This window comes from Pseudomonas sp. JR33AA (assembly GCF_021378985.1).
Taxonomy (GTDB): Bacteria; Pseudomonadota; Gammaproteobacteria; order Pseudomonadales; family Pseudomonadaceae; genus Aquipseudomonas; species Aquipseudomonas alloputida.
On sequence record NZ_JAJSAW010000021.1, the window covers coordinates 18949 to 42499 of the forward strand.

The window sequence follows — 23551 nt, forward strand, 5'->3', positions numbered from 1 at the left end:
GTCATCCCTTCAAAGGCAATGTCAGCAGGGTAGCCAAGGCCAGCGACAACTGCAGGCCCAGGCACACTGCCTGGCGGCGCAACAGGTTCAGTGCGGCCTGGCTGCGATCAGGCCAGGCGCGGGCGTCCGTGGCCTGCGGTTTCAGTTTCAGCTCGAACAGGGCGCGGTCCAGGGCCTGGGTGTCCGCTGCCAGGTGGTTGCTGTTGGCGAGCTGGGTGAACAGTTCGGCATCGATGGCCACGCGGATGGCCCAGTACTTGTGCATCACGCCTAGCACCAGCAGCACGCCGCACAGCAGGCTGGCCAGCGGTTGAAGTGGGGCACCCAACAAAGGTGCAAGGCCGTAGGCCAGGGCCAGCAGGGTGAGGCCGTCGGACAAGCGTTCCAGCTGTTTGCCGCGACCCAGCAGGCTGGCCACCACACGCAGGTTCATGGCTGTGCTCCAAGCTGTTGCAAGGCCAGGCGGTGTGCCGGGTGCAGAGCGATGCCGGGGCGGGCTTTGCGGATCAGTGCTTCGGCCTGCTGGGCGTCGCTGCAGCGGCCGGAGAGCAGCAGCCAGGCGGCCACGGCGCTGGCGCTGCGTGAATAGCCCAGAGCACAGCAGACCAGTAAGGGGCCTTGGGCGCGCAGGCGTTCGATGGCGTTGGCGGCCTGTTGTAACAGGGCAGCGTCCGGCGCTATCAGGTCCAGGGTAGGGAAACACTGATACTCAAATGCTGGCGCGGCCGTTGTAGGAGCGGCCTTGTGTCGCGAAAGGGGCGCGAAGCGGCCCCGGTTTTTCAGCATCGCGGCAGACATTGCCGGGGCTGCTGCGCAGCCCTTTCGCGACACAAGGCCGCTCCCACAAATGCCCGCAGCAGGGCGGCTGACAGCGCAAGGCAACTCGGCGCACAAATCGACAATCGCAGCGAACGGCGTGCTGCGCCCCGGGATCCTCCCCAGGTACACGCCATCGCACACTTCATCGGCGTGCGGATGGTGCCGCGTCCATAGCCGCGAATTGACCCATGCACCGACCAGGTAGGGTGCCAGCAGCCAGCTGGCCGCATTCGACAAGCGCCCATCGGCGCCTTTCTGAAACCCGCCTGCACCCAACACACCATAGTTCAGCGCAACCAGCGCCAGCGACACGGCCGGCCAGGCCAACCACAACCAGGCACCGCCCGACACAACGGCAGGCACAGCGCACAAAACAGCGCCCACGGCATAATAAAACGCCACCCGCCAGCGCTCGGCATCCTGTGCAAGCTGCGCCTGCTGCCAGGGCAGTTGCCCCTGATGCGGCCACAGCCAGGCGCAGGCAAACCCCGCCAATGCACCCGTGGGTACATCGATGAAATGATGCTGCCAGGTGGTCAGTACCGACACCCCGATCAACGCCATCCAGCCGTGCATCAGCCATCGCCAGGGCTGGCGCTGCACATGCCGGGCAAACATCGTCCAGATGATCACCAGCAGCGCAATGTGCAGCGATGGCGCCTGGTTGAACGGTTTGTCGAAGCCCATCAGTACATCGAACAGCCAGCCGAACAGCCCACCCAGCTCCGGCCGTTCGAAGGTGAACCGCAGCGGCCACAGCAGGAAGCAGGTGACACTGATCACTTGTGCGCTGAGCAGTGCCAGCGCGTGCCGGTCCATTTCCCGGCGTGTGCGCGGCAGCAGAAAAGACAGCCCGTAGAGCAAGTCGATCGACCAGTACGGGATGATCGTCCAGGGCCACAGCGGCATGCTGCGCTCCCAGCCGAACACCAGGCTGCCGACATCACTGCGCCCGGCGGTATGGTTGTTCGCCAGCCCATAGCTGAGGAAAAACAACGGCCCCAGCAGCAGAAGCCAGAACACGCCCCGGCGGATCAGCCGGGGCTCGCGTGGTGGGTTCATTCAGCGCACCCGCTGTGCCAGGCTGACACTGAAAATCCCCCATTCATCGATGCGCTGGGCCAGCTTGCGGAAACCGGCCGCCTCTACCAACTGGTCCATTTCGGCCTGGCTGCGGCGTCGCATTACCCAGGCCTCGCCACCCCGGTGGCTGGTAAGGGCGCGGGCGATCATCTCCAGTTGCGGGTGCCACGGCTGGCCGGTGTAGACCAGATAACCGCCATCTTCCACGGCATCGGCCAGGCCGGCCAGCGAGTTGCCCACCAGCTGGTTGCTGGGGAACAGTTCGTAGAGCCCCGACACCACTGCCAAGGTTGGCGGCTGCTCCAGCGTGGCCAGGCTCTGGCGGTCGAAGGCATCGCCCTGGACGAAGCGGGCGATGTCGGCCAGGCCCTTCTCGGTGATCAGCGCGCTGCCTTGCTGCACGTTAAGCTCGCTGTAGTCGCGTAGCAGGATCGAGTCCGGCAACTGCTCAAGGTCTTGCAGGGCTTCGAGGATGTAGCGGCCATGGCCGGCGGCGATATCGACAATGTGCACAGGTCGCTGTTGTTCGCGCAGTCGGGCGATGGCCAGGCGCAGCAGTTCCTCGACGTGCAGCTTGCGCTGGCGAATGCCACGCCAGCCGATGGCGTCGAGGTAGTTCTGGTCGACCAGGCGGCCCAGCTTGCCCTTGCCGGTCGGTTGGTTGCGGTACACGTAGTCGAGGGTGCTGCCCGAATCGAAGCCGGTGTCGAAGCCCAGTTTCACCCCCGCAGACAACCCCTTGCCCAGGCTAAGCCCGGCGCGGGTGGCGCGCCAGTAAAGGTCACGCGGCGAGTGGCGCGGCAACGGTGCGGCCAGGCTTTCGGCTTCGGCGCAACTGGGGCCCGTCTTGTCGGCATCGAGCAGTGAGGGCCGGGCGGCGGGGCTGGTGAAGCAGTGCTCCACAAACCTTTCGATGCGCTTCAGGGCGTGGGCCCGGTCACGCTCACCGAGGGTGTCGTGGAAGAAGCCCGGCAGAATGTGCATTTCCTTGCGCGTGCTGCCCAGCCGTTCGAAAAAGCGCTCCTGCGGCTGGCGCTTGACCACGAAGTCGGCTCCGGATACCAGCAACTGGGTGGGTACCTGAATGGCCTGGGCATCCGCCACCACCCGGTCAGCGGCTTCGTACAGGCCCAGCAGCATGGTCACCGAAATCGGCCGGCTGATCAGCGGGTCGGACACGTACGACATCACCCGCTCGGGGTCGTGAGTGAGCAGGCGTGGCTTGACGTAGCTGTTGACGAAGAAGTTGCCGCGCAAGGCCTTGAGCAGCTTCAGGCCAGGACGGGCGAATGGCACGTACAGCTTGACCTTGAACGCGGGCGAGGCCAGCACCAGGCAGCGTACCTTGGGCGCGTAGTCGTGGGCCCAGGTGGCAATCAGCACCGCGCCGACGCTTTGCGCCAGCACCACCAGGTCGTGCTCGGCGATGCCGTGATGAGCCTGGATATGTTCGATGAAGGTTTGCACGTCGCGCACGCTGGTGGCGAACCCTGGGCTGTCGCCACGTGCGCCTGGCGACTGGCCATGGCCGCGGGCATCCCAGGCGAAGAAGTCATAGCCCGGCATGTCCAGTTCATCGGTCAGGTGGGCCATGCGCCCGCCGTGTTCATGGCCGCGGTGGAACATCACCACGGCCCGGCGTGGCTGGTGCTCGTTGCGGGTGGCAGGCCAATGACGGTAGTGCAACTCGACACCGTCATGGGTGGAGAAGTGCAGCGCTTGCGCTTGGCGCATTATCAACGTCCTTTTTGCGGCGGCTTTGGGCTCAGCGGGTTTCGGCCAGCCCCTGGCGAACCCGGTTGTAGAGGGTATAGAGCGAGAGCGCGAGGATGACCAGCAGCAGGCCATTGATCCAGCTGCCATTCAGCAGGCCAAAGGCGACCCCGGTGCCCAGCACGCCGAAGGCAAAGGCCCGGTCGCTTTTGCCCATGGGGCCGTCGTAACGGCGCGAAGCGCCAGCCAGCGGGCCCATGACGCCGGCGTATTCGCTGAAGGTGGCACACAGCACCACCAGCACCACCAGCACCGGAGAAACCCCGGCCAGCAGGGCGAAGGGCAGGTACAGGGCTGCGTCGGCGATCACGTCGCAGAGTTCGTTGAGGTAGGCGCCGAGGGTAGATTGCTGGCCGAACTCCCTGGCCAGCATGCCGTCGACGGCGTTCAGTGCCATGCGCAGCAGCATCCACACCGGTATCAGGATGAACAGCCAGGTAACGTGGGGCAGGGCGGCCAGCAGCAGGCCCAGCAGGACCGACACCACGGCGGCGGCGACGGTAACCTGGTTGGCGGTGACACTGCGGTCGTAAAGGCGCTGGACTGCTGGGCGCAGCAGTGCCTGGAAGCGCGGTTTGAGCTGGTAGATCGATGCCACTGGAAAATCCTTTTTCGTGGTGCGATGGGGGGGATTGTGTGCGACCGGCCGAAAAAATGCACTTACTGTGTAGGCACTGACGCTTCAACGGGTGAGGGTGGTCACCAATGCTGCGGCATAGCCCGGCAACGCCGCAAAATCCCGCGCGCACACCAGCAACTTGCGGTTGGCCCACGCCTCCTCCAGCGCCACCGAGTGCAACGGCAGCACGCCTTGCCAGCGCTTCACGGCGGCAAGCGGCACCACCCCGACCCCGGCCCCGCCTGCAACCATGCGGATCACCCCATCGAAACCCTCGGCCCGCACCCGCACGTGCATACGGCGCCCCTCACGCAGGGCCTGTTCTTCCAGGTACAACGCCAACGCGCTAGTGGCACCCAGCCCGACATGGCCATGCACCAGGCTGTCGATGAAACTGGGCGCGACCGCACTGGCCAGCGGGTGGCCCAAGGGCGTCACCAGTACCAGCGGGTCGTCGCGAAATGGCCGGGTTTGCAGGTGCTCGTTGGGCGCTGCGGTGGAAACGATGCCAAAGTCCGCCATGCCCTGGGTAATCGCCTGCACGATGCGCAGGCTCGGCAGCTCCTGCACATCTACGCTGACCCCGGGATTTGCAGCCAGGTAGCTGGCCAGCAGTTCTGGCAGGTACTCCGTGAGTGCTGCTGTGTTGCACAGCAGGCGTACCTGGCCCTGCTTCCCTTGGGCGTACTGGCCCAGATCAAATTGCAGGCGCTCGACCTGCTGCGCTATCAGGCGTGCATGCTGCAGCAGTGCCTGACCCGCCGGTGTCGGCTGCACGCCACGGCGGTTGCGCTGCAGCAACGGGATACCCAGCGATGCCTCCATGGCGCGGATGCGTGCGCTGGCTGCCGGCAGCGACAGGTGGCTGCGGCTGGCGCCGGCAGTGATGTTGCCGCACTCCAGGGTGTGCTGAAACAGCTTGAGGTCGATCAGGTCGAAATGCATGTGGCTCTGTCTTTACAAGCGTCTGGCTGAGTATATGGCAGATTTTCCCGCTGCCCGGAAACCGCCATCATCTGCCCATGACTACTTTGCTTGCTTTCTACCAGAACATTGGCCCAGCCCTTTCGGTGCTGGTAGTGCTCACCTTCCTGCTGGCCGGCGCGGTCAAAGGGGTGATTGGCCTGGGCCTGCCGACCATCGCCATGGGCCTTCTGGGCCTGGCTATGCCACCGGCGCAGGCAGCTGCGCTGCTGATCGTGCCGTCGACCCTCACCAACCTTTGGCAACTGGCCAGCGGCGGGCACCTGCGGGCGTTACTGGTGCGGTTGGGGCCGATGCTGGCGCTGATCTTCATTGGCACCTTGCTGGGCAGTGCCTGGCTGGGGATCAACAGTGGCCCATGGGCCATCCACGCGCTGGGTGCGGCTTTGCTGGTGTATGCGTTGTACGGGCTGGTCGGCCCGGGCTTGCACCTGGCGCCGGCGCACGAGCGTTGGCTTGGGCCGGTCTGCGGGCTGGTGACGGGGGTGGTCACCGCGGCAACCGGGGTTTTCGTGATACCCGCTGTGCCCTACCTGCAAAGCCTGGGCCTGAGCCGTGAACAGATGATCCAGGCCCTGGGCCTGTCGTTCACGGTGTCGACCCTGGCGCTGGCCGTTGGCCTGGCCGGGCAGGATGCCCTCGGTGGCCAGGCGTTGGGGGCTTCGCTGCTGATGTTGGCGCCCGCCTTGCTCGGCATGCTGGCCGGGCAGTGGTTGCGTCAGCGCATCAGCGCGCTGCTGTTCAAGCGTTGCTTCTTCATCGGCCTGGCCGCCCTGGGCGGCCACTTGCTGATCAACGGCTAGCGCTTGATGCGCTGAGCATGTCGACCCGCTGGATATCGAAATCGCGCTCCAGGTAGTCCATGCGCTTTTCGAAGAACGCGGTCATGTGCGGGAGGGCCGAGTGCACGTCCAGCGCGGCCTTGTCGGCCCACACTTCAAAGAACACAAACAGGCTCGGGTCCTGCTGGTCGCGCAGCATGTGGTACTCGATGCAGCCCGGTTCCTGGCGGCTTGGCTCGACGTAGGGACGGAACAGATTTTCGAACGCATCAGCCATTTCCGGGCGGGTCTTGGCTTTGAGGATAAAGGCGAACTGCTCACTCATGGGGCGCTACTCGGTGATGGGTGGTGTGTCGATTCTACGGCAATAATACTTCGCTCATTCGTGACTTCCGGTCAATTGTATTTTGCCCAGTCGCCCCTGTATCCCGCCTCCGCGAGCCTCTAACCTGCCGGCATCCAATTTTGACTCGGCCCGGGAGGCCAGCATGAAAAAGATCCTTCTGCTCAACGGTGGTAAACAGTTCGCTCACTCCGACGGCCGCCTCAACGCGACCTTGCACGAAGCCGCCATCGCTCACCTGGACCGCGCCGGCTTCGATGTGCAGGAAACCTTCATCGACGGCGGCTACGACGTGCAGGCCGAGGTAGAGAAGTTTCTCTGGGCCGATGTGATCGTCTACCAGATGCCGGGCTGGTGGATGGGTGCACCCTGGACCGTGAAAAAGTACATCGACGAAGTCTTTACCGCTGGCCATGGCAGCCTTTATGCCAATGACGGCCGTACCCGTTCGGACCATTCGCAGAAGTACGGCAGCGGTGGCCTGTTGCACGGCAAGCAGTACATGCTGTCGCTGACCTGGAACGCGCCGCAGCAGGCGTTCGATGACCCGAGTGATTTCTTCGAGGGCAAGGGTGTGGATGCCGTGTACTTCCCGTTCCATAAGGCCAACCAGTTCCTGGGTATGACCGGCCTGCCGACTTACCTGGCGGTGGATGTGATGAAGCGCCCGGATGTGCCGGCGGCATTGGCGTCTTATGAGGCACATCTGGACAAGGTGTTCGGCAAGGCGATCTAATCCAGGCAGGTACCCATCACAGGCGCGAATGTGAAAACCCGATCCGAAGAACTCCAGGTATTCGTCGCCGTCATCGACTGCGGGTCGATTTCCGCTGCCGCCGAGCAGATGGGCCAGACCCCGTCCGCCGTCAGCCGCACCTTGTCGCGCCTGGAGGGCAAGCTGGGCACAACGCTGGTCAACCGCACCACCCGGCGCATGGACCTTACCGAAGAGGGGCGCTATTTTCTTGAGCGCTCACGGCTGATCCTGCAGCAGATGGACGAGATGGAAGAGCGTCTGTCGATGAACCGCCAGACCCCGACTGGGCGATTGCGCATCAATGCCGCCGCGCCGTTCATGCTGCATGCCATCCTGCCGTGGATCGGCGAGTTCCGCCGCCAGTATCCGGGCATCGACCTGGAGCTCAACACCGACGACCTGATCATCGACCTGCTGGAGCAGAGCACCGATGTGGCGATCCGAATCGGAGAGCTGGCCGACTCCAGCCTGCACGCGCGCAGCCTGGGTTGTAGCCCGGTGCAGGTGCTGGCCAGTCCGGCCTACCTGGCGCAGCACGGCACACCACAGCAGGTCGAGGACCTGGCCAACCACTGTCTGCTCGGCTTCAGCCAACCTGAGTCGCTCAATCATTGGCCGCTACGCCACGCTCAGGGTGATCGCTTCAGCATCCGCCCGGCGCTGGTCGCTTCCAGCGGCGAAACCCTGCGCCAGCTGGCGTTGGCCGGGGAGGGCATCGTCAGCCTGTCGCACTTCATGACCCACGAAGATATCCGCAAAGGGCGCCTGCAGGTGCTGCTGAGCGAGGCCAACAATGGCTACCGACAGCCGATCCACGCGGTGTATTACCGCAACACCCAGTTGGCACTGCGCATCCAGTGCTTCCTGGATTTCATCCAGCGCAAGCTGGCGATGTACGCCTGCTGAGTTGCCTGATCGCGACAGATCCTGTCCACAGGCGGCGAAACTTCCGACGGTTGATTGCACAGTCGAAGCGCTTCGGCCTTACTGACTGCTCAACAAAAACAACACCAAGGAAGTGTCATGCGTATTGTCCCTTTCCAGTACCTGGCTCTCGCAGCCGCGATCCTGAGCTGTTCCTCGGTTTACGCCGCCACCCTGGAGGGCGGCGCGGTGGCCGCCCCCGATCAATATGGTGCACAGGTGGCCGCCGATATTCTGAAAAAGGGCGGCAACGCGGTGGACGCAGCAGTAGCGACCGCCTTCACCCTGGCGGTGACTTACCCGGAGGCCGGTAATATTGGTGGTGGCGGCTTTATGACCCTGTTCGTCGATGGCAAGCCTTACTTCCTCGACTACCGCGAAGTCGCGCCCAAGGCCGCCACGCGCAACATGTACCTGGACGACAAGGGCGAGGTCATCGAGAACCTCAGCCTGGTCGGGGCACGCGCCGCAGGCGTACCCGGTACGGTAATGGGCCTGTGGGAGGCGCACCAGAAGTTCGGCAAACTGCCCTGGAGCGAGTTGCTGACCCCGGCCATCGGCTATGCGAAAAACGGCTTCAAGGTGGCGGAAAAGCAGTACCAGTACCGCAACGATGCCCAGGGCATGTTCAAGACGGCGACCAACTTCAACGATTACTTCGGCAACATGAAGGTCGGCGAGCTGTTCAAGCAGCCGGAAATGGCCCAGACCCTGGAGCGTATTGCCGACAAGGGCGTGAGCGAGTTCTACCAAGGCAAGACCGCCGATTTGCTGGTGGCGCAGATGCAGGCTGACAAAGGCCTGATCACCAAAGACGACCTTAAGGATTACAAGGCGATCTGGCGTGAACCGATGGCCGTGAGCTGGCGTGGCAATGTGGTGTACACCGCGCCACCGCCGAGCTCCGGCGGTGTGGCGCTGGCCCAGCTGCTGGGCATCAAGGAAGACCGCGCGGCCGACTTCAAAGGGGTGGCGCATAACTCGGCGCAGTACATCCACCTGTTGGCCGAGATCGAGAAGCGGGTGTTCGCCGACCGCGCCGATTACCTGGGCGACCCGGCCTTCACCAAGGTGCCGGTGGACCAGTTGGTGGCCAAGGATTACCTGGCCAAGCGCGCAGCCCAGGTCAATCCGAAGGCCATCTCCGACACCGACAAGGTCAAGCCGGGCCTTGAACCGCATCAGACCACGCATTTCTCGATCGTTGACAAGCAGGGTAACGCGGTCAGCAATACCTACACCCTCAACCTCGACTACGGCAGTGGTGTGGTAGTGAAGGGCGCCGGTTTCCTGCTCAACGACGAGATGGATGATTTCAGCGCCAAACCCGGGGCGGCGAACGCCTTTGGCGTGGTCGGCGGTGATGCCAACGCGATCGAACCGGGCAAGCGCATGCTGTCGTCGATGAGCCCCAGCCTGATGACCCGCGATGGCAAGGTCGAGCTGGTTATCGGTACCCCGGGTGGTTCGCGGATCTTTACCTCGATATTCCAGGTGATGAACAACCTGTACGACTACGGCATGCCGCTGGACAAGGCGGTGGCGGCGCAGCGCGTGCATCATCAGTTGCTGCCCAAGGACACCATTTACTTTGATGCCTATGCGCCGTTGACCGGGCCGGAGGCTGATAAGTTGAAGAAGATGGGTTATGTACTGGAGGATCAGGGCTGGGAGATGGGGGATATCCAGGCGATCCGGGTGGACGGGGCGAAGCTTGAGACCGCCTCCGATCCGCGTGGGCGTGGGGTGGGGATGATCGTCAAGTAATACCTGTCAGAACGCCGGGAGGGCTTTGCCCTCCTATCGCGACACAAGGCCGCTCCCACGAGGACCTGCGTGCGTCGCTTGTGTCGCGATAGGGCCGCAAAGCGGCCCCAGGTTCTTGAGGTCAGACGCGGAACTGGCTGACCAGTGTCTGCAACTGCCCACCCAGCCGCGCCAGCTCCACACTCGACGCTGCCGTCTCGTCACTGGCTGCCGCGGTTTGCTCCGACACATCACGCACATTCAGGATGCTGCGGCTGATCTCTTCAGCCACCGCACTCTGCTGCTCTGCCGCCGCAGCAATCTGCTGGTTCATCGACTGGATGCTCGATACCGTTCTGGTAATGCTCTCCAGCGATGACCCGGCCTTTCGCGCCAGTTCGACGCTGCTGTCGGTCAGGGTACGGCTGCCCTGCATGGCACTCGCCACTTGCTGGGTACCGTGCTGCAGGCTGGCAATCAGCTCTTCGATCTCTTCGGTAGACTTCTGCGTGCGCTGGGCCAGGCCGCGCACTTCGTCGGCAACCACGGCAAAGCCACGGCCTGCCTCGCCGGCACGCGCCGCTTCGATCGCTGCGTTGAGCGCCAGCAGGTTGGTCTGTTCGGCCACCGACTTGATCACGTCCATCACGCTGCCGATTTTCTGGCTTTCCTGCTGCAGCAGGTTCATGGCCTCGGTAGAACGGTGCATGTCTTCGGCCAGGCGTTCTATCTGGCCAATCGCTTCGCCCACCACGCGGTCGCCGGCGCGGGCTTGGTCATCGGCACCTGTGGCTGCATGTGAGGCCTGCTCGGCATTGCGCGCCACTTCCTGAACGGTAGCGGCCATTTCGTGCATGGCGGTGGCCACCTGGTCGGTCTCGACTTTTTGGCTGTTGGCGCCCGCGCTGGTCTGTTCGGTGACTGCCGACAGCTCTTCGGCGGCGCTGGCGATCTGGGTGACGCCATCGCGGATGCCACTGATCAGCTCGCGCAGGGTGGTACCCATGCGCGCGATGCCTTGCTGCAGCACGCCCAGTTCGTCACGGCGGGTGACGCGCATGTGCTGGGTAAGGTCGCCGCTGGCGATTTTTTCAACGGCCAGCAGGGTGTCTTGCAGGGGGCGCGTGATCTGGCGGGTGATCAGCACCGCCGCCAGCACGCCGACCAGCAGCGCCAGCAGTGTGGCGATGGCCTGCAGGCTGCGGGCCTGGGTACTCTCGATGTCACGGCGCTCTAGCTGGATCTGGTACAACGCGTCGCTGCGCTTGACGATGTCGGCACCCTGCACGGTCATTTCGGCGCGCGAGGTGGTGATGTTGGCAACCGCGTCGCGGAACTGGCGGACGGCGTCACGATAGGCCAGTACCGCGTTTTCGAACTGTTGCAGGCGCGCATCTTCGCTGGGCAGCTGGCGCTTGAGGTTGTCGGCATCGGCCAGCGCTGCATCCAGCTGGCGCAGGGCGGCCTGCTCGTTGGCGCTGTTGTTGTCAGCGATGTAGCCACGCACATCGATGCGTACCTGCAGCAGTTGCTGGCGGGCCTTGCTGATCAGCTGGTACTGGGCCAGGCGCACGCTGTCAGCCTGGGGGCGAGCCATCACCTCCCGGCTGAGCGCATCCATGGCCTGGTCGGCGAGGTTGGCCGAGCTGTCCATGGAAATGCGCGCTGCGCGGGTGGCGTCGTAGCCCTGGCGCATCTTGTTCAGCGACAGCCTGTAGGCACTGATGGTATCGCCAAGCTCACCCAGCAGCTTGACGTTCTCCGGGCTTTTGAAGGTGGTGGTCAGGTACGCCTGCTGCTTGCTGAATGCGTCCAGCTTGGCCAGGGTGTTGGCGGCGGCGGTATCGTCGCCGTTGGCGATCATGTACTGCAGGCGCGCAATGCGCAGATCGGTGAGGTCCTTGTTCAACTGGCCAATATCGCCCATCCAGTTGCTACGGTCGATCAGGCTGCCCAGGCTGGTCCAGCCGGTGAGGGCTAGCAGGCCAGTGAGGACCAGCACCAGGCCGAAGCCCAGGCCGAGTTTAAGGTTGACGCTGATGTTGGCGAACCAGCTGTTCATGCACGCTCTCCAGAAGTTGATTTCGCTCTCTTGATCTTCGATCGCCAGGCGTTGTTGTTCTGGATGCCCCGCTGATTCGTGCAGGGGTTATCGGCCATTATTGAAGAAGCTGAAACGCTTTTTCAGCAAAATCTCAGCTAGCGGTCTCACTCGGCCCTGTTGGGCCGGGTATCAGAGGGTGCGTGCACTGAAGGTGTCGCAGCGGTTCACTTCACCTTCGGCAAACCCGGCCTTGAACCAGCGTACCCGCTGCGCCGAGGTACCGTGGGTGAACGAGTCTGGCACTACGCGCCCGCGGCTTTGCTGCTGCAGGCGGTCGTCGCCAATGGCATTGGCCGCATTCAGCGCTTCCTCGACATCGCCTGGCTCCAGCCAGTTAAGCCGTTTCTGCGCCTGGTAGGCCCATACCCCGGCCAGGCAGTCGGCCTGCAACTCCTGGCGCACCAACAGGCCGTTGTCGCCCTCCATGCGCTGGCCGGCGCGTCGTGCGGCATCGACCTTGGCCGAAACGCCCAGCAGTGTCTGCACATGGTGACCGATTTCGTGGGCGATCACGTAGGCCTGGGCGAAGTCGCCAGCTGCAGCGAAGCGGGTTTCCATTTCGCGGAAGAACGACATGTCCAGGTACACCCGCTGGTCTGCCGGGCAATAGAACGGCCCAACGGCTGCCGAGGCAAAACCACAGGCCGAATTGACCTGGCCGCTGAACAGGACCAGTTTGGGGTCACGGTATTGTTTGCCGGCCTCGGCGAACAGGGCTTTCCACGTGTCTTCGGTGTCACCCAGCACCGAGGCGACGAACTCGGCTTGCTGGTCGTTGGCCGGTGGCGCCTTGCCGCCCGCACCACTGGGTGCCGTCTGCTGTTGCTGCTGCTCCATCTGGCCGGCAAGCTGGCCAAGAATCTGCAACGGGTCCTGCCCTGTGAGCCAGCCGATGCCAACGATCAGCAGGATCGCCCCAAGCCCCAGCCCCTTGCCGCCGCCGAAACGCATGCCGCCGCCGCCACCTTCGCCTCGGGCATCGACCACGTTGTCGCTGCGTCGGCCTTTTCGCCATTCCATGAATGCTCTCCGAGCGTGAAACAAGAAGACAAAGATTAGTTCACGAAGGTGGAACCTGTCAGGCCGAGCTGTTGATGCATAACCATTTGGTTATGGATGAGGTGGTCGATTTCAATATTCATCGCCCGCGACCTGCCGGAAACTGTAAGTCCGCCTGCCACGCCCAGGCGTTCTCATAATTCCAAGAGAGGAAACCGGCATGCCCGCCCAGGACAACAGCCGCTTCGTGATCCGTGATCGCAACTGGCACCCCAAAGCCCTTACGCCTGACTACAAGACGTCCATTGCCCGCTCGCCGCGCCAGGCACTGGTCAGCATTCCGCAGTCGATCAGCGAAACCACTGGTCCGGATTTTTCCCACCTGGGCTTCGGCGCCCACGACCATGACCTGCTGCTGAACTTCAATAACGGTGGCCTGCCAATTGGCGAGCGCATCATCGTCGCCGGCCGCGTTGTCGACCAGTACGGCAAGCCTGTGCCGAACACCTTGGTGGAGATGTGGCAAGCCAACGCCGGCGGCCGCTATCGCCACAAGAACGACCGCTACCTGGCGCCGCTGGACCCGAACTTCGGAGGTGTTGGCCGGTGCCTGACCGACCGCGACGGCTATTACAGCTTCCGCACCATCAAACCGGGCCCGTACCCATGGCGCAACGGCCCGAACGACTGGCGCCCGGCGCATATCCACTTCGCCATCAGCGGCCCGTCGATCGCCACCAAGCTGATCACCCAGCTGTACTTCGAAGGTGACCCGCTGATCCCGATGTGCCCGATCGTCAAGTCGATCGCCAACCCGCAAGCCGTGCAGCAGTTGATCGCCAAGCTCGACATGAGCAACGCCAACCCGATGGACTGCCTGGCCTACCGCTTCGACATCGTGCTGCGCGGCCAGCGCAAGACCCACTTCGAAAACTGCTGAGGACCCCGCCATGCCAATCGAACTGCTGCCGGAAACCCCTTCGCAGACTGCCGGCCCCTACGTGCACATCGGCCTGGCCCTGGAAGCGGCCGGCAACCCGACCCGCGACCAGGAAATCTGGAACCGCCTGGCCAAGCCAGACGCGCCAGGCGAGCACATTGTGCTGCTCGGCCAGGTGTATGACGGTAACGGCCACCTGGTGCGCGACTCGTTCCTGGAAGTGTGGCAGGCCGACGCCAACGGTGAGTACCAGGATGCCTACAACCTGGAAAACGCCTTCAACAGCTTCGGCCGCACGGCTACTACCTTCGATGCCGGTGAGTGGACGCTGCACACGGTCAAGCCGGGTGTGGTGAACAACGCTGCTGGCGTGCCGATGGCGCCGCACATCAACATCAGCCTGTTTGCCCGTGGCATCAACATCCACCTGCACACGCGGCTGTATTTCGATGATGAGGCCCAGGCCAATGCCAAGTGCCCGGTGCTCAACCTGATCGAGCAGCCGCAGCGGCGTGAAACCTTGATTGCCAAGCGTTGCGAAGTGGATGGGAAAACGGCGTACCGCTTCGATATCCGTATTCAGGGGGAAGGGGAGACCGTTTTCTTCGACTTCTGAGGTGAAGCTTGGGGCCGCTCTGCGGCCCCCGGCGATACACCGATCAGCGCCGAACCAGCAGGACCCCGCTCTCCATATGGTGGGTATACGGGAACTGGTCAAACAATGCACAGCGCTCGATGCGGTGGGTGTCCTGCAACTGGGCAATGTTCGCTGCCAGTGTTTCCGGGTTGCACGAGATGTACAGGATGCGTTCGAAACGCCGGGTCAGCTCGCAGGTATCCGGGTCCATCCCTGCCCGTGGTGGGTCGACGAACACTGTACCGAACTGATACCGCTTCAGGTCGATGCCTTCCAGGCGACGGAACGGCCGCACCTCATTCAGCGCCTGGGTCAGCTCCTCTGCCGACAAACGTACCAGCCGCACGTTATCCACAGCGTTTTCGTCAAGGTTGCTCAGTGCGGCATTGACCGATGTCTTGCTGATTTCGGTGGCCAGCACCTGGCGTACACGCGTAGCCAGCGGCAGGGTGAAGTTGCCGTTGCCGCAATACAGCTCCAGCAAGTCATCCTCACGCTCGCCAATGGCTTCGAAGGCCCAGCTGAGCATCTTCTGGTTCACTGCGCCGTTGGGCTGAGTGAACGCACCCTCCGGCTGGCGGTAAGTGAACACGCGGCCAGCCACTTCGAGTTTTTCCACCGCGTAGTCGCGGCCGATAACCAGGCGCTTGCCCTTGGAACGGCCGATGACGCTCACCCCCAGCGCTTCAGCCAGTTGCCGCGCTTCCACTTCCCAGGCCTCGTCCAGCGGGCGGTGATAGCACATCGTGATCATCGCATCGCCAGCCAGGGTGGTGAGGAACTCCACCTGGAACAGGCGGTTGCCCAGCGCTTCACTGGCCTGCCAGGCCGCCTTCAGGCGTGGCATCAATGCGTTGATGCGTTGGCTGGCAATCGGGAAATCGTCGATCAGGATGGCCTTGTGCTTCTCGCCCGGGGCGAACATGGCGTAGTGGCGCTGGCCATCCTCGCGCCACAGGCGGAACTCGGCGCGCAGGCGGTAATGCTCGCGCGGCGAGTCGAAAACAGCTGGCTCAGGCGCACCGAATGGCGCCAGCAGCTCGCGCAGCCGGGCCACCTTGGCGTCCAGTTGGGTGACGTAGGAAGAGGGGGCGAAAGCAGCACTCATGCGTTGAACCAGCCTAGCTTGATGACGAACAGGATGGAAAGGATCACCAAGGCCGGGTTCAGGTCGCGATGGCGGCCGGAAATCAGTTTGACGGCGGTCCAGGCGATGAAGCCGAAGGCGATGCCATTGGCGATCGAGTACGTCAGCGGCATGGCCAAGGCAGTCACCACAACCGGTGCGGCTTCGGTGACGTCGTCCCAGTTTATTTCCGCCAGGCCCGAGGCCATCAGCACTGCGACGAACAGCAGCGCCGGAGCGGTGGCGAACGCCGGCACGCTACCGGCCAGGGGGGCGAAGAACAGCGCCAGCAGGAACAGCACGGCAACCACGATGGCCGTCAGGCCGGTGCGGCCACCGGCGCTCACGCCCGCAGCGGACTCGATATAGCTGGTGGTGGTCGAGGTGCCCAGCAGGGAGCCGGCCATGGCGGCGGTGCTGTCGGCGATCAGGGCGCGGCCCATCTTCGGCATGTGGCCGTCCTTGCCCATCAGGCCGGCGCGCTTGGCCACGGCGATCAGGGTGCCGGAGTTGTCGAACAGGTCGACGAACAGGAACGCGAAGATCACGCTGATCAGGCCCACATCGAGGGCTCCGGCGATGTCCAGCTGCAGGAAGGTGGGTGCCAGCGAAGGTGGCATCGACACGATCCCGCCGAACGGCGTGACGCCCATGGCGATCGACGCGACGGTGACGGCCAGGATGCCGATCAGCACCGCGCCGCGCACGTTCAGCGACTCAAGGCCAACGATCAGGAAGAAGCCCAGCGTGGCGAGAATGACCGACGGCTGCTTGAGGTCGCCCATGCCCACCAAAGTGGCTGGGTTATCGACGACGATGCCGGCGTTATGCAGGGCGATCAATGCCAGGAACAGGCCGATCCCCGCGGCAATCGCCGAACGCAGCGGCAGCGGGATGCTGTTCACGATCCACTCGCGGATGCGGAAGATCGACAGCAGGAAGAACATCACCGCCGACAGGAACACGGCACCCAGTGCCACCTGCCAGGTGTGGCCCATGTGCAGCACCACGGTGTAGGTGAAGAACGCGTTCAGGCCCATGCCCGGTGCCAGGGCGATCGGGTAGTTGGCAATCAGGCCCATGGTGGCGGAGCCGATGGCCGCTGCCAGGCAGGTGGCGACGAAGATCGCGCCCTTGTCCATGCCGGTCTCACCGAGGATGCTCGGGTTGACGAACAGGATGTAGGCCATGGCCAGGAAGGTGGTTACGCCCGCCAGAATCTCGGTGCGCACGTTGGTGTTGTGTGCTCTTAGTTGAAACAGCCTTTCCAGCATGCCCGCTCCCCAAGGCGCCCCCGGCGCCATGAATGTATCGACCCCATCAGCAAAGCACAGACCGTACCGGATGCCGTGGTTTTGTGTGGGGAGGAAAAAAGCCGCGCATGATACCAGCATGCATGGCGGGGGCCTATGGCCGTTGGGGAATGGGTTTTTCTGGCCCTTCGCGGGCAAGGTCCGCTGTAGACGCGGGCTTGCCCGCGAACGGGCTGGCACGGCTGGCCCATCATCCGTTATGCAACCGATCCCGCTTGGCCAGGGTAGGGAACAGTTTTATCCACACCCCGGTCACCACCAAAGTGCCCACTCCACCCAGCACTACCGCCGGCACTGTACCAAACCAGTGCGCGGTCACCCCCGATTCGAACTCACCGAGCTGGTTCGAGGCACCGATGAACAAGCCGTTCACTGCGCTCACCCGCCCCCGCATTTCATCCGGTGTCTCCAGCTGCACGAACGAACTGCGAATGACCATGCTGATCATGTCGGCCGCACCCAGTACCACCAGTACCGCCAGCGAGAACCAGAACGAGGTCGACAGGCCGAAGGCGATGGTCGCCACGCCGAACACGCCGACCGCAGTGAACATCGTCCGCCCGACATTGCGCTGGAACGGGAAGCGCGCCAGCCAGAGCGACATCAGCAACGCCCCCACCGCTGGCGCCGAGCGCAACAGGCCAAGCCCCATCGGACCGGTCAGCAGGATGTCCTTGGCAAATACCGGCAGCAACGCGGTGGCCCCGCCCAACAATACGGCGAACAGGTCCAGCGAGATGGCGCCGAGGATGTCGGGCCGGCTGCGAATGAAACGGATGCCAGCCAGCAGCGATTCGATGCTGGCGCGCCCGCGCTGGGCGACCTGGCCGTGCGCCTGCAGGCTCAGGGTCAGCACGCAGGCAATGGCGTACAAGGCCACCGTCGGGCCATACACCCACATGCTGCCAAAGGCATACAGAAAACCGCCCACCGCCGGCGCCACGATGGTCGCCGACTGGGTGGCCGACGCCGACGCCGCCACTGCCCGCGGGAACAGCCCGGCCGGCACCACATTGGGCAGCAGCGCCTGGGTTGCCGGCATTTCGAATGAGCGGGTGGCGCCGAGCAGGAAGGCCAGGGCAAAAATCAGTTCGCGGGTGACACTGTCGGTGGCACTGCCCACCGCCAACGCCAGGGCAATCAGCCCCTGAAGGCTTTGGCACAGGGCGGCGACCTTGCGCCGGTCATAGCGGTCGGCGACATGTCCGGTGTGCAGCATGAACAGCACCCGTGGGGCGAATTCGACCAGGCCGACCAGGCCCAGGTCCAGTACGTTGCCGGTCAATTGGTAGAGGTGCCAGCCGATCGCCACGGTGAGCATCTGGAAGCCGCTGGCGGTGAACACGCGGGCCAGCCAGAAGGCCAGAAAAGGACGATGGTGACGCAACAACTGCGGTGCGGAATCGGACATCGGAAACCAGGGGCCTCGGCGCAGTAGAGGGGGGCGCAGCGTACCACCTGTTTGTAACAAACCGTTACTGTTTGCTCAGGTCGGCACTTTTCCGCGGTTAATCAAAGAGGGTGAGGCAACAGGTCACGCGGCAATCCACCACACGGTCTAGCGGGCCATTCGGGACTATGCTTCCTAGCATTCATTGATCTGGGTCAATCGTTCCAGATCAAAGAATGGGCCGTCTGGCCGGAATCCCTGCGATCGAACAGAACAATTCCAACACGCCGTACTCGACCCAGTGGGGGCAGTGGGCGACTGGGGCCACAAGCCCGGACGCCGGATTATCTGAAGAGGAAGCACCATGTTCGGAATAGAGGCCTTAGAGCTCGCCCGAATGCAGTTTGCCTTTACCGTGTCGTTCCACATCCTGTTCCCGGCCATCACCATTGGCCTGGCCAGCTACCTGGCAGTCCTTGAAGGCCTCTGGCTGCGGACCCACAACCAGGTCTACCGTGACCTCTATCACTTCTGGTCGAAGATCTTCGCCGTCAACTTCGGCATGGGCGTCGTCTCCGGCCTGGTCATGGCCTACCAGTTCGGCACCAACTGGAGCCGCTTCTCCGACTTTGCCGGCGCCGTCACCGGCCCGCTGCTCACCTACGAAGTACTGACTGCGTTCTTCCTCGAGGCCGGTTTCCTGGGCGTCATGCTATTTGGCTGGAACCGCGTCGGCCGTGGTCTGCACTTCTTCTCCACGGTGATGGTAGCGCTTGGTACGCTGGTCTCGACTTTCTGGATTCTCGCCTCGAACAGCTGGATGCAAACCCCGCAAGGCCACGAGATCATCGATGGTCGGGTGGTGCCGGTGGACTGGTTCGCGGTGGTGTTCAACCCCTCCTTCCCCTACCGCCTGATGCACATGGCCACGGCGGCGTTCGTTTCTACCGCGTTCTTCGTCGGCGCCTCGGCGGCCTGGCACCTGCTGCGCGGGCGTGACAACCCGGCTGTGCGCAAGATGCTGTCGATGGCCATGTGGATGGCATTGATCGTCGCCCCGATTCAGGCAGTGATCGGCGATTTCCACGGCCTCAATACCCTCAAGCACCAGCCGGTGAAAATTGCCGCGATCGAAGGCCACTGGGAGAACGTGCCCGGTGAGCCGACGCCGCTGATCCTGTTCGGCATTCCCGACATGGAGGCCGAGACTACCCGGTTCAAGATCGAGATCCCGGCGCTCGGCAGCCTGATCCTGACGCATAGCCTGGACGAGCAGGTGCCGGCGATGAAGGAGTTCCCGCGCGAGGACCGGCCTAATTCGACCATTGTGTTCTGGTCGTTCCGGATCATGGTCGGGCTGGGTTTCCTGATGATCTTCGTGGGCCTGTGGAGCCTGTGGTTGCGCAAACGCGGCACGCTGTACAGTTCGCGCCCGTTCCTGCATGTGGCCCTGTGGATGGGCCCATCCGGGCTGGTCGCGCTGCTGGCCGGCTGGTTCACCACCGAAATTGGCCGCCAGCCCTGGGTGGTGTACGGCCTGATGCGCACGGCGGACGGCGTTTCCAACCACAGCTACGCCCAGCTCGGCTTCACTCTTGTGGCGTTCGTGGTGGTGTACTTCGCCCTGTTTGGCACCGGCCTTGGCTACATGATGCGCCTGGTACGCAAAGGGCCGCAGACCGGCGAGGGTGACGAGCACACACCGGGAGGCCCAGGCCAGAAACGCACGCCGGCACGGCCTTTGTCCGCTGCCGATGATGGCCGCGAGGCCACCTCTGCCAGCCTGAACAAGGGGAACTGAACCATGGGTATCGACCTTCCACTGATCTGGGCCGTGATCATCATCTTCGGCGTCATGATGTACGTGGTGATGGACGGATTCGACCTGGGGATCGGCATGCTCTTCCCCTTCGTCAAGGGCGAGCAGGACCGTGATGTAATGATGAACACTGTCGCGCCGGTATGGGACGGCAACGAAACCTGGTTGGTCCTGGGCGGTGCCGGACTGTTCGGTGCCTTCCCGATGGCGTATGCCGTGGTCCTCGAGGCCCTGTACCTGCCCCTGATCCTGATGCTGATCGGCCTGATTTTCCGAGGCGTGGCCTTCGAGTTTCGCTTCAAGGCCAAGGCCGACAAGCGGCACATCTGGGACAAGGCGTTCATCTGGGGTTCGCTGATCGCCACCTTCTTCCAGGGCGTGGCGCTGGGCGCGTTCCTGGAGGGGTTCAAGGTGGTAGACCGGCATTTTGCCGGTGGCACCCTGGACTGGCTGACCCCGTTCAGCCTGTTCTGCGGGTTGGGGTTGATCGTGGCGTACACCCTGCTGGGATGCACCTGGCTGATAATGAAGACCGAAGGGCCGCTGCAGCAGAAGATGCACGATATTGCCCGGCCGCTGGCGCTGGTGCTGCTGGTGGTGATCGGTATCATCAGCCTGTGGACGCCAATCGCCTACCCGCAGATTGCCGACCGCTGGTTCAGCATGCCCAACCTGATCTGGTTCATGCCGGTACCGCTGCTGGTGCTGTTGACCTTCTACGGCTTGCTCAAAGCGGTGGCACGCAACGCACACTACACGCCGTTCCTGCTTACGCTGGTACTGATCTTCCTTGGCTACAGCGGCTTGGGAATCAGCCTGTGGCCTAACATCATCCCGCCGTCGATTTCGATCTGGGATGCCGCAGCGCCACCGCAAAGCCAGGGCTTCATGCTGGTGGGTACCCTGTTCATCCTGCCGTTTATCCTCGTGTATACCTTCTGGAGCTACTACGTGTTCCGCGGCAAGGTGACCCACGAAGACGGCTACCACTAGGAGGGCCGCATGATGGCTGGCAAGCATGGTTTGGAAGAAAAGAAACCGCTGTGGCAGCGACTGGGTTGGCTGTTGCTGATCTGGGCGATGAGCGTCGCAGCGCTGGGTGTGGCGGCCTGGGTGATGCGGCTGTTCATGGGGGCGGCGGGCCTGACCACACATTGATAAAAAGCGGGAGCGGTCGTGCCTGCGAAGCAGGCAACGCGCTAGATGGCACCGGCGTTGCCGGTGTTCGCGGGCAAGTCCGCTCCTATGGGGGCGGCCGTGCTTCTACTTGCGGGCTTTCAGGATGACGAACTTGGGCGTAGCCGCCACCTGCTCAACGCCGCGGAACAACCGCGCCAGCTTGCTGTGATAACCCAGGTGCCGGTTACCCACGATATACAGCGCCCCACCTACCACCAGCGCTTCACGCGCCTGCTGGAACATGCGCCAGGCAAGGAAATCGCCGACTACCTGCTGTTGGTGGAACGGCGGGTTGCACAGCACCACGTCCAGTGACTGCTTCTCCACCCCGGCGAGGCCATCGGCCGCGAAGAAGGTCGCCGGGCGCTCGCCCAACGCTGCCAGCCAGTTCTCCTGCGCCGATTGCACGGCCATGTACGACTCGTCGACCAGGGTGTACTCCGCCTCCGGGTTGGCCAGGGCGCTGGCGATCGCGAGTACGCCGTTGCCGCAGCCCAGGTCTGCGACCCGCGCACGGCCGAGGTCGCGTGGCAGATGCGGGAGAAACGCCCGTGTCCCGATATCCAGGCCTTCACGGCAGAACACGTTGGCATGGTTGACCAAGTCAAGTGCTGGCGCGTCGAGCCGGTAGCAACTGGGGTAAGGGGACTTGGCGAGCGGCCGCTCGGCAACCGTTGCTGTCAGCAAACGGGCCTTTTTCAGGGCCAGCGAAGCCTGTACGGGGCCGATGTACTTCTCCAACAGGTCGCCGGCCGCCCGTGGCAGGTGCTTGATCATCGCCCCTGCAATCACCTGCGCACCGGGTGCCAACTGGCCTTGCAGGCGGATCAGTTGTTCTTCGAGCAGGGCCAAGGTCTTGGGTACACGCACCAGCACCCGGTCGAACGGGCCTTGCCAGTGTTCGCTGGCCGGTACGAACGGCACACTGTCGAACGGCAGGCCATTGCGCGCCAGGTTCTTTTCCAGGGCCAGGTGCCCCAGGTGCGAGTCACCGCTGCTGACCACCTGCAGCTGGCCCGCAAGGCTTGCGGCCAGGGCACCGAAGCTGTCATTGAGCACCAGTACCCGGCAATTGGCGTCGGGTGCCTGGTCGTGTAGCTGCGCAAGCAGGTACTCGTCGGCGGCATCGAAGGCCTGCAACGGGTCGTTGGCCTGCTCCGGCTGGCGGATCAGGTCGAGTTCGGCGTAGGGGGTGGTCAACAGGGGCATGGCGTCTGGCTCGGGTACGAAACTGCCCGTTGCGGTTCGCTCCGGGCTTTGCCGGGCGATTCTACAGGGCTTTGCCCAAGGTCGCAGGTTCGAAGGTCAGATCCAGCCACGCAAGGCAGCAATGGCAATGGCGCCGGCCTTGTTGGCGGCGTTGGTCTTGGTGATTACGCTGCGGATATGGAAGTTGACCGTGCTTTGCGACAGCGAAAGGATGGAGGCAACATCGGCAGCCGTCTTGCCGGCGGCAGACCATTTCAGCACTTCCAGTTCACGCTCGCTCATTTTCGGCTGGGAAGGGCACAGTGCGTTCAGATGGTGCTCGCCCAGTACGGCGTGCAGGGTGTGGCACAGCCACTGCACACTACCGGCTTTGTCGTACAGTTCGACTACATCGATGGGGCCGTTTGGCCGAGCGACACTGATCTGGCTCTCGTTGTGCTGCTGATCGTGAAGCGATTGCGTCCAGCCGTGGCGCAAGCCATGCAGGCAGGCCATTTCGCGAAATTGCGGGGCTTCCTTGTACAGATCATCGGTCCACAGCACCGGCATCGTCGAGCTGTGGCTCAGGTTCGCCGCCGGGTCCTGCTTGTAGAAGTCGTCGCGCTGGTAGCACTCGATCCACTCACTTGGGTAGTTGCTGTAGAGGTACAGCCTTGGCGTTTGCGTCGCGATCTGAATGCGGATGTTCAGCCCAAGGTAATCCATGTCCAGGTCCTGAGCCAGATGGACTGCAATGTCGAATAGCTTCTGCGGGCTGCGTTCGCTGACGAACGCATGAAGATACTCGGGTTTCCAGTGAAGCATTTGAAACACTCCTTCGGGCGCACAGGATCCAATCCGTTTGAGTACCCGGATGATTGTAGGAAAAGACCTACCATCCTGTTGGGATTTTTTTGTTATAGCGAACACGACTTTCTGCGACTTCGGCGCGATCAACCTTGATGAGGCCCTACAAAGCGGTGGTTTTTATCCCGGCCACTTTAGGCGACACTGTGCACACGCCAA

General features: G+C 63.3%; 22 protein-coding genes and 1 pseudogene. 9 read left to right on the top strand and 14 right to left on the bottom strand.

All coding sequences use genetic code 11. The features are described from left to right. Nucleotide 1 precedes the first annotated feature (1 nt). From LVS58_RS22680 to LVS58_RS22700, 5 genes are all read right to left on the bottom strand, one after another. Nucleotides 2-433, bottom strand: coding sequence for a hypothetical protein (locus tag LVS58_RS22680; protein WP_233692909.1), 432 nt, complete (start codon nucleotides 431-433; stop codon nucleotides 2-4). Continuing rightward, nucleotides 430-1881 (bottom strand): phosphatase PAP2/dual specificity phosphatase family protein, encoded by a 1452-nt coding sequence (locus LVS58_RS22685; RefSeq protein WP_233692910.1) that lies wholly within the window; start codon nucleotides 1879-1881, stop codon nucleotides 430-432. The genes LVS58_RS22680 and LVS58_RS22685 overlap by 4 nt, the downstream gene beginning before the upstream one ends. Further along, nucleotides 1882-3636 carry a bifunctional alpha/beta hydrolase/class I SAM-dependent methyltransferase gene (locus LVS58_RS22690; protein WP_233692911.1) on the bottom strand — a complete coding sequence of 585 codons (1755 nt, stop codon included), beginning with the start codon at nucleotides 3634-3636 and terminating at the stop codon, nucleotides 1882-1884. A gap of 31 nt (nucleotides 3637-3667) precedes the next feature. Beyond that, on the bottom strand, nucleotides 3668-4273 hold the full coding sequence (locus LVS58_RS22695; protein ID WP_233692912.1) for a CDP-alcohol phosphatidyltransferase family protein: 606 nt from the start codon (nucleotides 4271-4273) through the stop codon (nucleotides 3668-3670). Nucleotides 4274-4357: 84 nt separating this feature from the next. After that, a complete protein-coding gene (locus LVS58_RS22700; RefSeq protein WP_233692913.1) occupies nucleotides 4358-5239 on the bottom strand; it encodes a LysR substrate-binding domain-containing protein in 882 nt (293 codons plus the stop codon). A 77-nt stretch (nucleotides 5240-5316) separates the two neighbouring features. On the opposite strand from LVS58_RS22700, the gene LVS58_RS22705 reads away from it, so the two are divergent. Continuing rightward, entirely contained in the window at nucleotides 5317-6081 is a 765-nt protein-coding gene (locus LVS58_RS22705) for a sulfite exporter TauE/SafE family protein (protein WP_233692914.1), read from the top strand. On the opposite strand, the gene LVS58_RS22710 is transcribed toward LVS58_RS22705, so the two are convergent. Further along, nucleotides 6071-6385, bottom strand: coding sequence for a putative quinol monooxygenase (locus LVS58_RS22710; RefSeq protein WP_233692915.1), 315 nt, complete (start codon nucleotides 6383-6385; stop codon nucleotides 6071-6073). The two genes, LVS58_RS22705 and LVS58_RS22710, sit on opposite strands and share 11 nt — an antisense overlap. Nucleotides 6386-6548: 163 nt before the next feature. On the opposite strand from LVS58_RS22710, the gene LVS58_RS22715 reads away from it, so the two are divergent. The 3 genes from LVS58_RS22715 (at nucleotide 6549) to ggt (ending at nucleotide 9851) form a co-directional block, all read left to right on the top strand. After that, entirely contained in the window at nucleotides 6549-7139 is a 591-nt protein-coding gene (locus LVS58_RS22715) for an NAD(P)H-dependent oxidoreductase (protein WP_233692916.1), read from the top strand. 30 nt (nucleotides 7140-7169) lie between these two features. Continuing rightward, on the top strand, nucleotides 7170-8066 hold the full coding sequence (locus tag LVS58_RS22720; protein WP_233692917.1) for a LysR family transcriptional regulator: 897 nt from the start codon (nucleotides 7170-7172) through the stop codon (nucleotides 8064-8066). A 117-nt stretch (nucleotides 8067-8183) separates the two neighbouring features. Further along, the gene (gene ggt, locus LVS58_RS22725; protein ID WP_233692918.1) at nucleotides 8184-9851 is read left to right on the top strand and encodes a gamma-glutamyltransferase; all 1668 of its coding nucleotides are present in this window, start codon (nucleotides 8184-8186) and stop codon (nucleotides 9849-9851) included. A gap of 121 nt (nucleotides 9852-9972) precedes the next feature. Here ggt and LVS58_RS25390 read toward each other — a convergent pair whose 3' ends face one another. The 3 genes and pseudogenes from LVS58_RS25390 to ypfJ all read right to left on the bottom strand — a co-directional run bounded on the left by LVS58_RS25390 (nucleotide 9973) and on the right by ypfJ (nucleotide 12954). Then, nucleotides 9973-10836 carry a methyl-accepting chemotaxis protein gene (locus tag LVS58_RS25390; protein WP_442796508.1) on the bottom strand — a complete coding sequence of 288 codons (864 nt, stop codon included), beginning with the start codon at nucleotides 10834-10836 and terminating at the stop codon, nucleotides 9973-9975. Continuing rightward, nucleotides 10828-11892: pseudogene (locus LVS58_RS25395) on the bottom strand (methyl-accepting chemotaxis protein); the annotation flags it as partial. The gene LVS58_RS25390 and the pseudogene LVS58_RS25395, both read right to left, overlap by 9 nt. Before the next feature lie 171 nt (nucleotides 11893-12063). Continuing rightward, nucleotides 12064-12954 (bottom strand): KPN_02809 family neutral zinc metallopeptidase, encoded by an 891-nt coding sequence (ypfJ, locus tag LVS58_RS22735; protein ID WP_003251596.1) that lies wholly within the window; start codon nucleotides 12952-12954, stop codon nucleotides 12064-12066. Between the two features lie 199 nt (nucleotides 12955-13153). On the opposite strand from ypfJ, the gene pcaH reads away from it, so the two are divergent. Continuing rightward, entirely contained in the window at nucleotides 13154-13873 is a 720-nt protein-coding gene (gene pcaH, locus LVS58_RS22740) for a protocatechuate 3,4-dioxygenase subunit beta (RefSeq protein WP_003251597.1), read from the top strand. Nucleotides 13874-13883: 10 nt separating this feature from the next. Further along, a complete protein-coding gene (gene pcaG, locus LVS58_RS22745; RefSeq protein ID WP_233692920.1) occupies nucleotides 13884-14489 on the top strand; it encodes a protocatechuate 3,4-dioxygenase subunit alpha in 606 nt (201 codons plus the stop codon). A 43-nt stretch (nucleotides 14490-14532) separates the two neighbouring features. On the opposite strand, the gene trmA is transcribed toward pcaG, so the two are convergent. The 3 genes from trmA to LVS58_RS22760 all read right to left on the bottom strand — a co-directional run bounded on the left by trmA (nucleotide 14533) and on the right by LVS58_RS22760 (nucleotide 18360). Further along, the gene (gene trmA, locus LVS58_RS22750; protein WP_233692921.1) at nucleotides 14533-15618 is read right to left on the bottom strand and encodes a tRNA (uridine(54)-C5)-methyltransferase TrmA; all 1086 of its coding nucleotides are present in this window, start codon (nucleotides 15616-15618) and stop codon (nucleotides 14533-14535) included. Further along, nucleotides 15615-16910 (bottom strand): NCS2 family permease, encoded by a 1296-nt coding sequence (locus LVS58_RS22755; RefSeq protein ID WP_233692922.1) that lies wholly within the window; start codon nucleotides 16908-16910, stop codon nucleotides 15615-15617. The genes trmA and LVS58_RS22755 overlap by 4 nt, the downstream gene beginning before the upstream one ends. A 229-nt stretch (nucleotides 16911-17139) precedes the next feature. After that, on the bottom strand, nucleotides 17140-18360 hold the full coding sequence (locus LVS58_RS22760) for an MFS transporter (protein ID WP_233692923.1): 1221 nt from the start codon (nucleotides 18358-18360) through the stop codon (nucleotides 17140-17142). Nucleotides 18361-18703: 343 nt separating this feature from the next. On the opposite strand from LVS58_RS22760, the gene LVS58_RS22765 reads away from it, so the two are divergent. From LVS58_RS22765 to LVS58_RS22775, 3 genes are read left to right on the top strand one after another with little or no spacing between them, the layout of a single operon-like run. Next, nucleotides 18704-20140: a cytochrome ubiquinol oxidase subunit I gene (locus LVS58_RS22765; protein WP_233692924.1), complete on the top strand. Its 1437-nt coding sequence runs from the start codon at nucleotides 18704-18706 to the stop codon at nucleotides 20138-20140. Nucleotides 20141-20143: 3 nt separating this feature from the next. Then, nucleotides 20144-21151 (top strand): cytochrome d ubiquinol oxidase subunit II, encoded by a 1008-nt coding sequence (cydB, locus tag LVS58_RS22770; RefSeq protein ID WP_233692925.1) that lies wholly within the window; start codon nucleotides 20144-20146, stop codon nucleotides 21149-21151. A 9-nt stretch (nucleotides 21152-21160) separates the two neighbouring features. After that, entirely contained in the window at nucleotides 21161-21316 is a 156-nt protein-coding gene (locus LVS58_RS22775; protein ID WP_186685460.1) for a DUF2474 domain-containing protein, read from the top strand. 105 nt (nucleotides 21317-21421) lie between these two features. Here the strand turns inward: LVS58_RS22775 and LVS58_RS22780 are convergent, their stop codons facing one another. Then, nucleotides 21422-22546, bottom strand: a complete 1125-nt coding sequence (locus LVS58_RS22780; protein WP_233692926.1) for a methyltransferase — start codon at nucleotides 22544-22546, stop codon at nucleotides 21422-21424. A 96-nt stretch (nucleotides 22547-22642) separates the two neighbouring features. Further along, complete coding sequence (locus LVS58_RS22785; RefSeq protein ID WP_233692927.1) at nucleotides 22643-23350, bottom strand: autoinducer binding domain-containing protein; 708 nt, start codon at nucleotides 23348-23350, stop codon at nucleotides 22643-22645. Nucleotides 23351-23551 lie beyond the last annotated feature (201 nt).

Coding starts and splice junctions, on each gene's coding strand:
- LVS58_RS22760 (WP_233692923.1), bottom strand. CDS start 18,360: ATGTCCGATTCCGCACCGCAGTTGTTGCGTCACCATCGTCCTTTTCTG.
- trmA (WP_233692921.1), bottom strand. CDS start 15,618: ATGAGTGCTGCTTTCGCCCCCTCTTCCTACGTCACCCAACTGGACGCC.
- LVS58_RS22715 (WP_233692916.1), top strand. CDS start 6,549: ATGAAAAAGATCCTTCTGCTCAACGGTGGTAAACAGTTCGCTCACTCC.
- LVS58_RS22775 (WP_186685460.1), top strand. CDS start 21,161: ATGATGGCTGGCAAGCATGGTTTGGAAGAAAAGAAACCGCTGTGGCAG.
- LVS58_RS22755 (WP_233692922.1), bottom strand. CDS start 16,910: ATGCTGGAAAGGCTGTTTCAACTAAGAGCACACAACACCAACGTGCGC.
- ggt (WP_233692918.1), top strand. CDS start 8,184: ATGCGTATTGTCCCTTTCCAGTACCTGGCTCTCGCAGCCGCGATCCTG.
- LVS58_RS22710 (WP_233692915.1), bottom strand. CDS start 6,385: ATGAGTGAGCAGTTCGCCTTTATCCTCAAAGCCAAGACCCGCCCGGAA.
- LVS58_RS22780 (WP_233692926.1), bottom strand. CDS start 22,546: ATGCCCCTGTTGACCACCCCCTACGCCGAACTCGACCTGATCCGCCAG.
- LVS58_RS25390 (WP_442796508.1), bottom strand. CDS start 10,836: ATGGGTACCACCCTGCGCGAGCTGATCAGTGGCATCCGCGATGGCGTC.
- LVS58_RS22700 (WP_233692913.1), bottom strand. CDS start 5,239: ATGCATTTCGACCTGATCGACCTCAAGCTGTTTCAGCACACCCTGGAG.
- ypfJ (WP_003251596.1), bottom strand. CDS start 12,954: ATGGAATGGCGAAAAGGCCGACGCAGCGACAACGTGGTCGATGCCCGA.
- cydB (WP_233692925.1), top strand. CDS start 20,144: ATGGGTATCGACCTTCCACTGATCTGGGCCGTGATCATCATCTTCGGC.
- LVS58_RS22705 (WP_233692914.1), top strand. CDS start 5,317: ATGACTACTTTGCTTGCTTTCTACCAGAACATTGGCCCAGCCCTTTCG.
- LVS58_RS22785 (WP_233692927.1), bottom strand. CDS start 23,350: ATGCTTCACTGGAAACCCGAGTATCTTCATGCGTTCGTCAGCGAACGC.
- LVS58_RS22680 (WP_233692909.1), bottom strand. CDS start 433: ATGAACCTGCGTGTGGTGGCCAGCCTGCTGGGTCGCGGCAAACAGCTG.
- pcaG (WP_233692920.1), top strand. CDS start 13,884: ATGCCAATCGAACTGCTGCCGGAAACCCCTTCGCAGACTGCCGGCCCC.
- pcaH (WP_003251597.1), top strand. CDS start 13,154: ATGCCCGCCCAGGACAACAGCCGCTTCGTGATCCGTGATCGCAACTGG.
- LVS58_RS22685 (WP_233692910.1), bottom strand. CDS start 1,881: ATGAACCCACCACGCGAGCCCCGGCTGATCCGCCGGGGCGTGTTCTGG.
- LVS58_RS22690 (WP_233692911.1), bottom strand. CDS start 3,636: ATGCGCCAAGCGCAAGCGCTGCACTTCTCCACCCATGACGGTGTCGAG.
- LVS58_RS22765 (WP_233692924.1), top strand. CDS start 18,704: ATGTTCGGAATAGAGGCCTTAGAGCTCGCCCGAATGCAGTTTGCCTTT.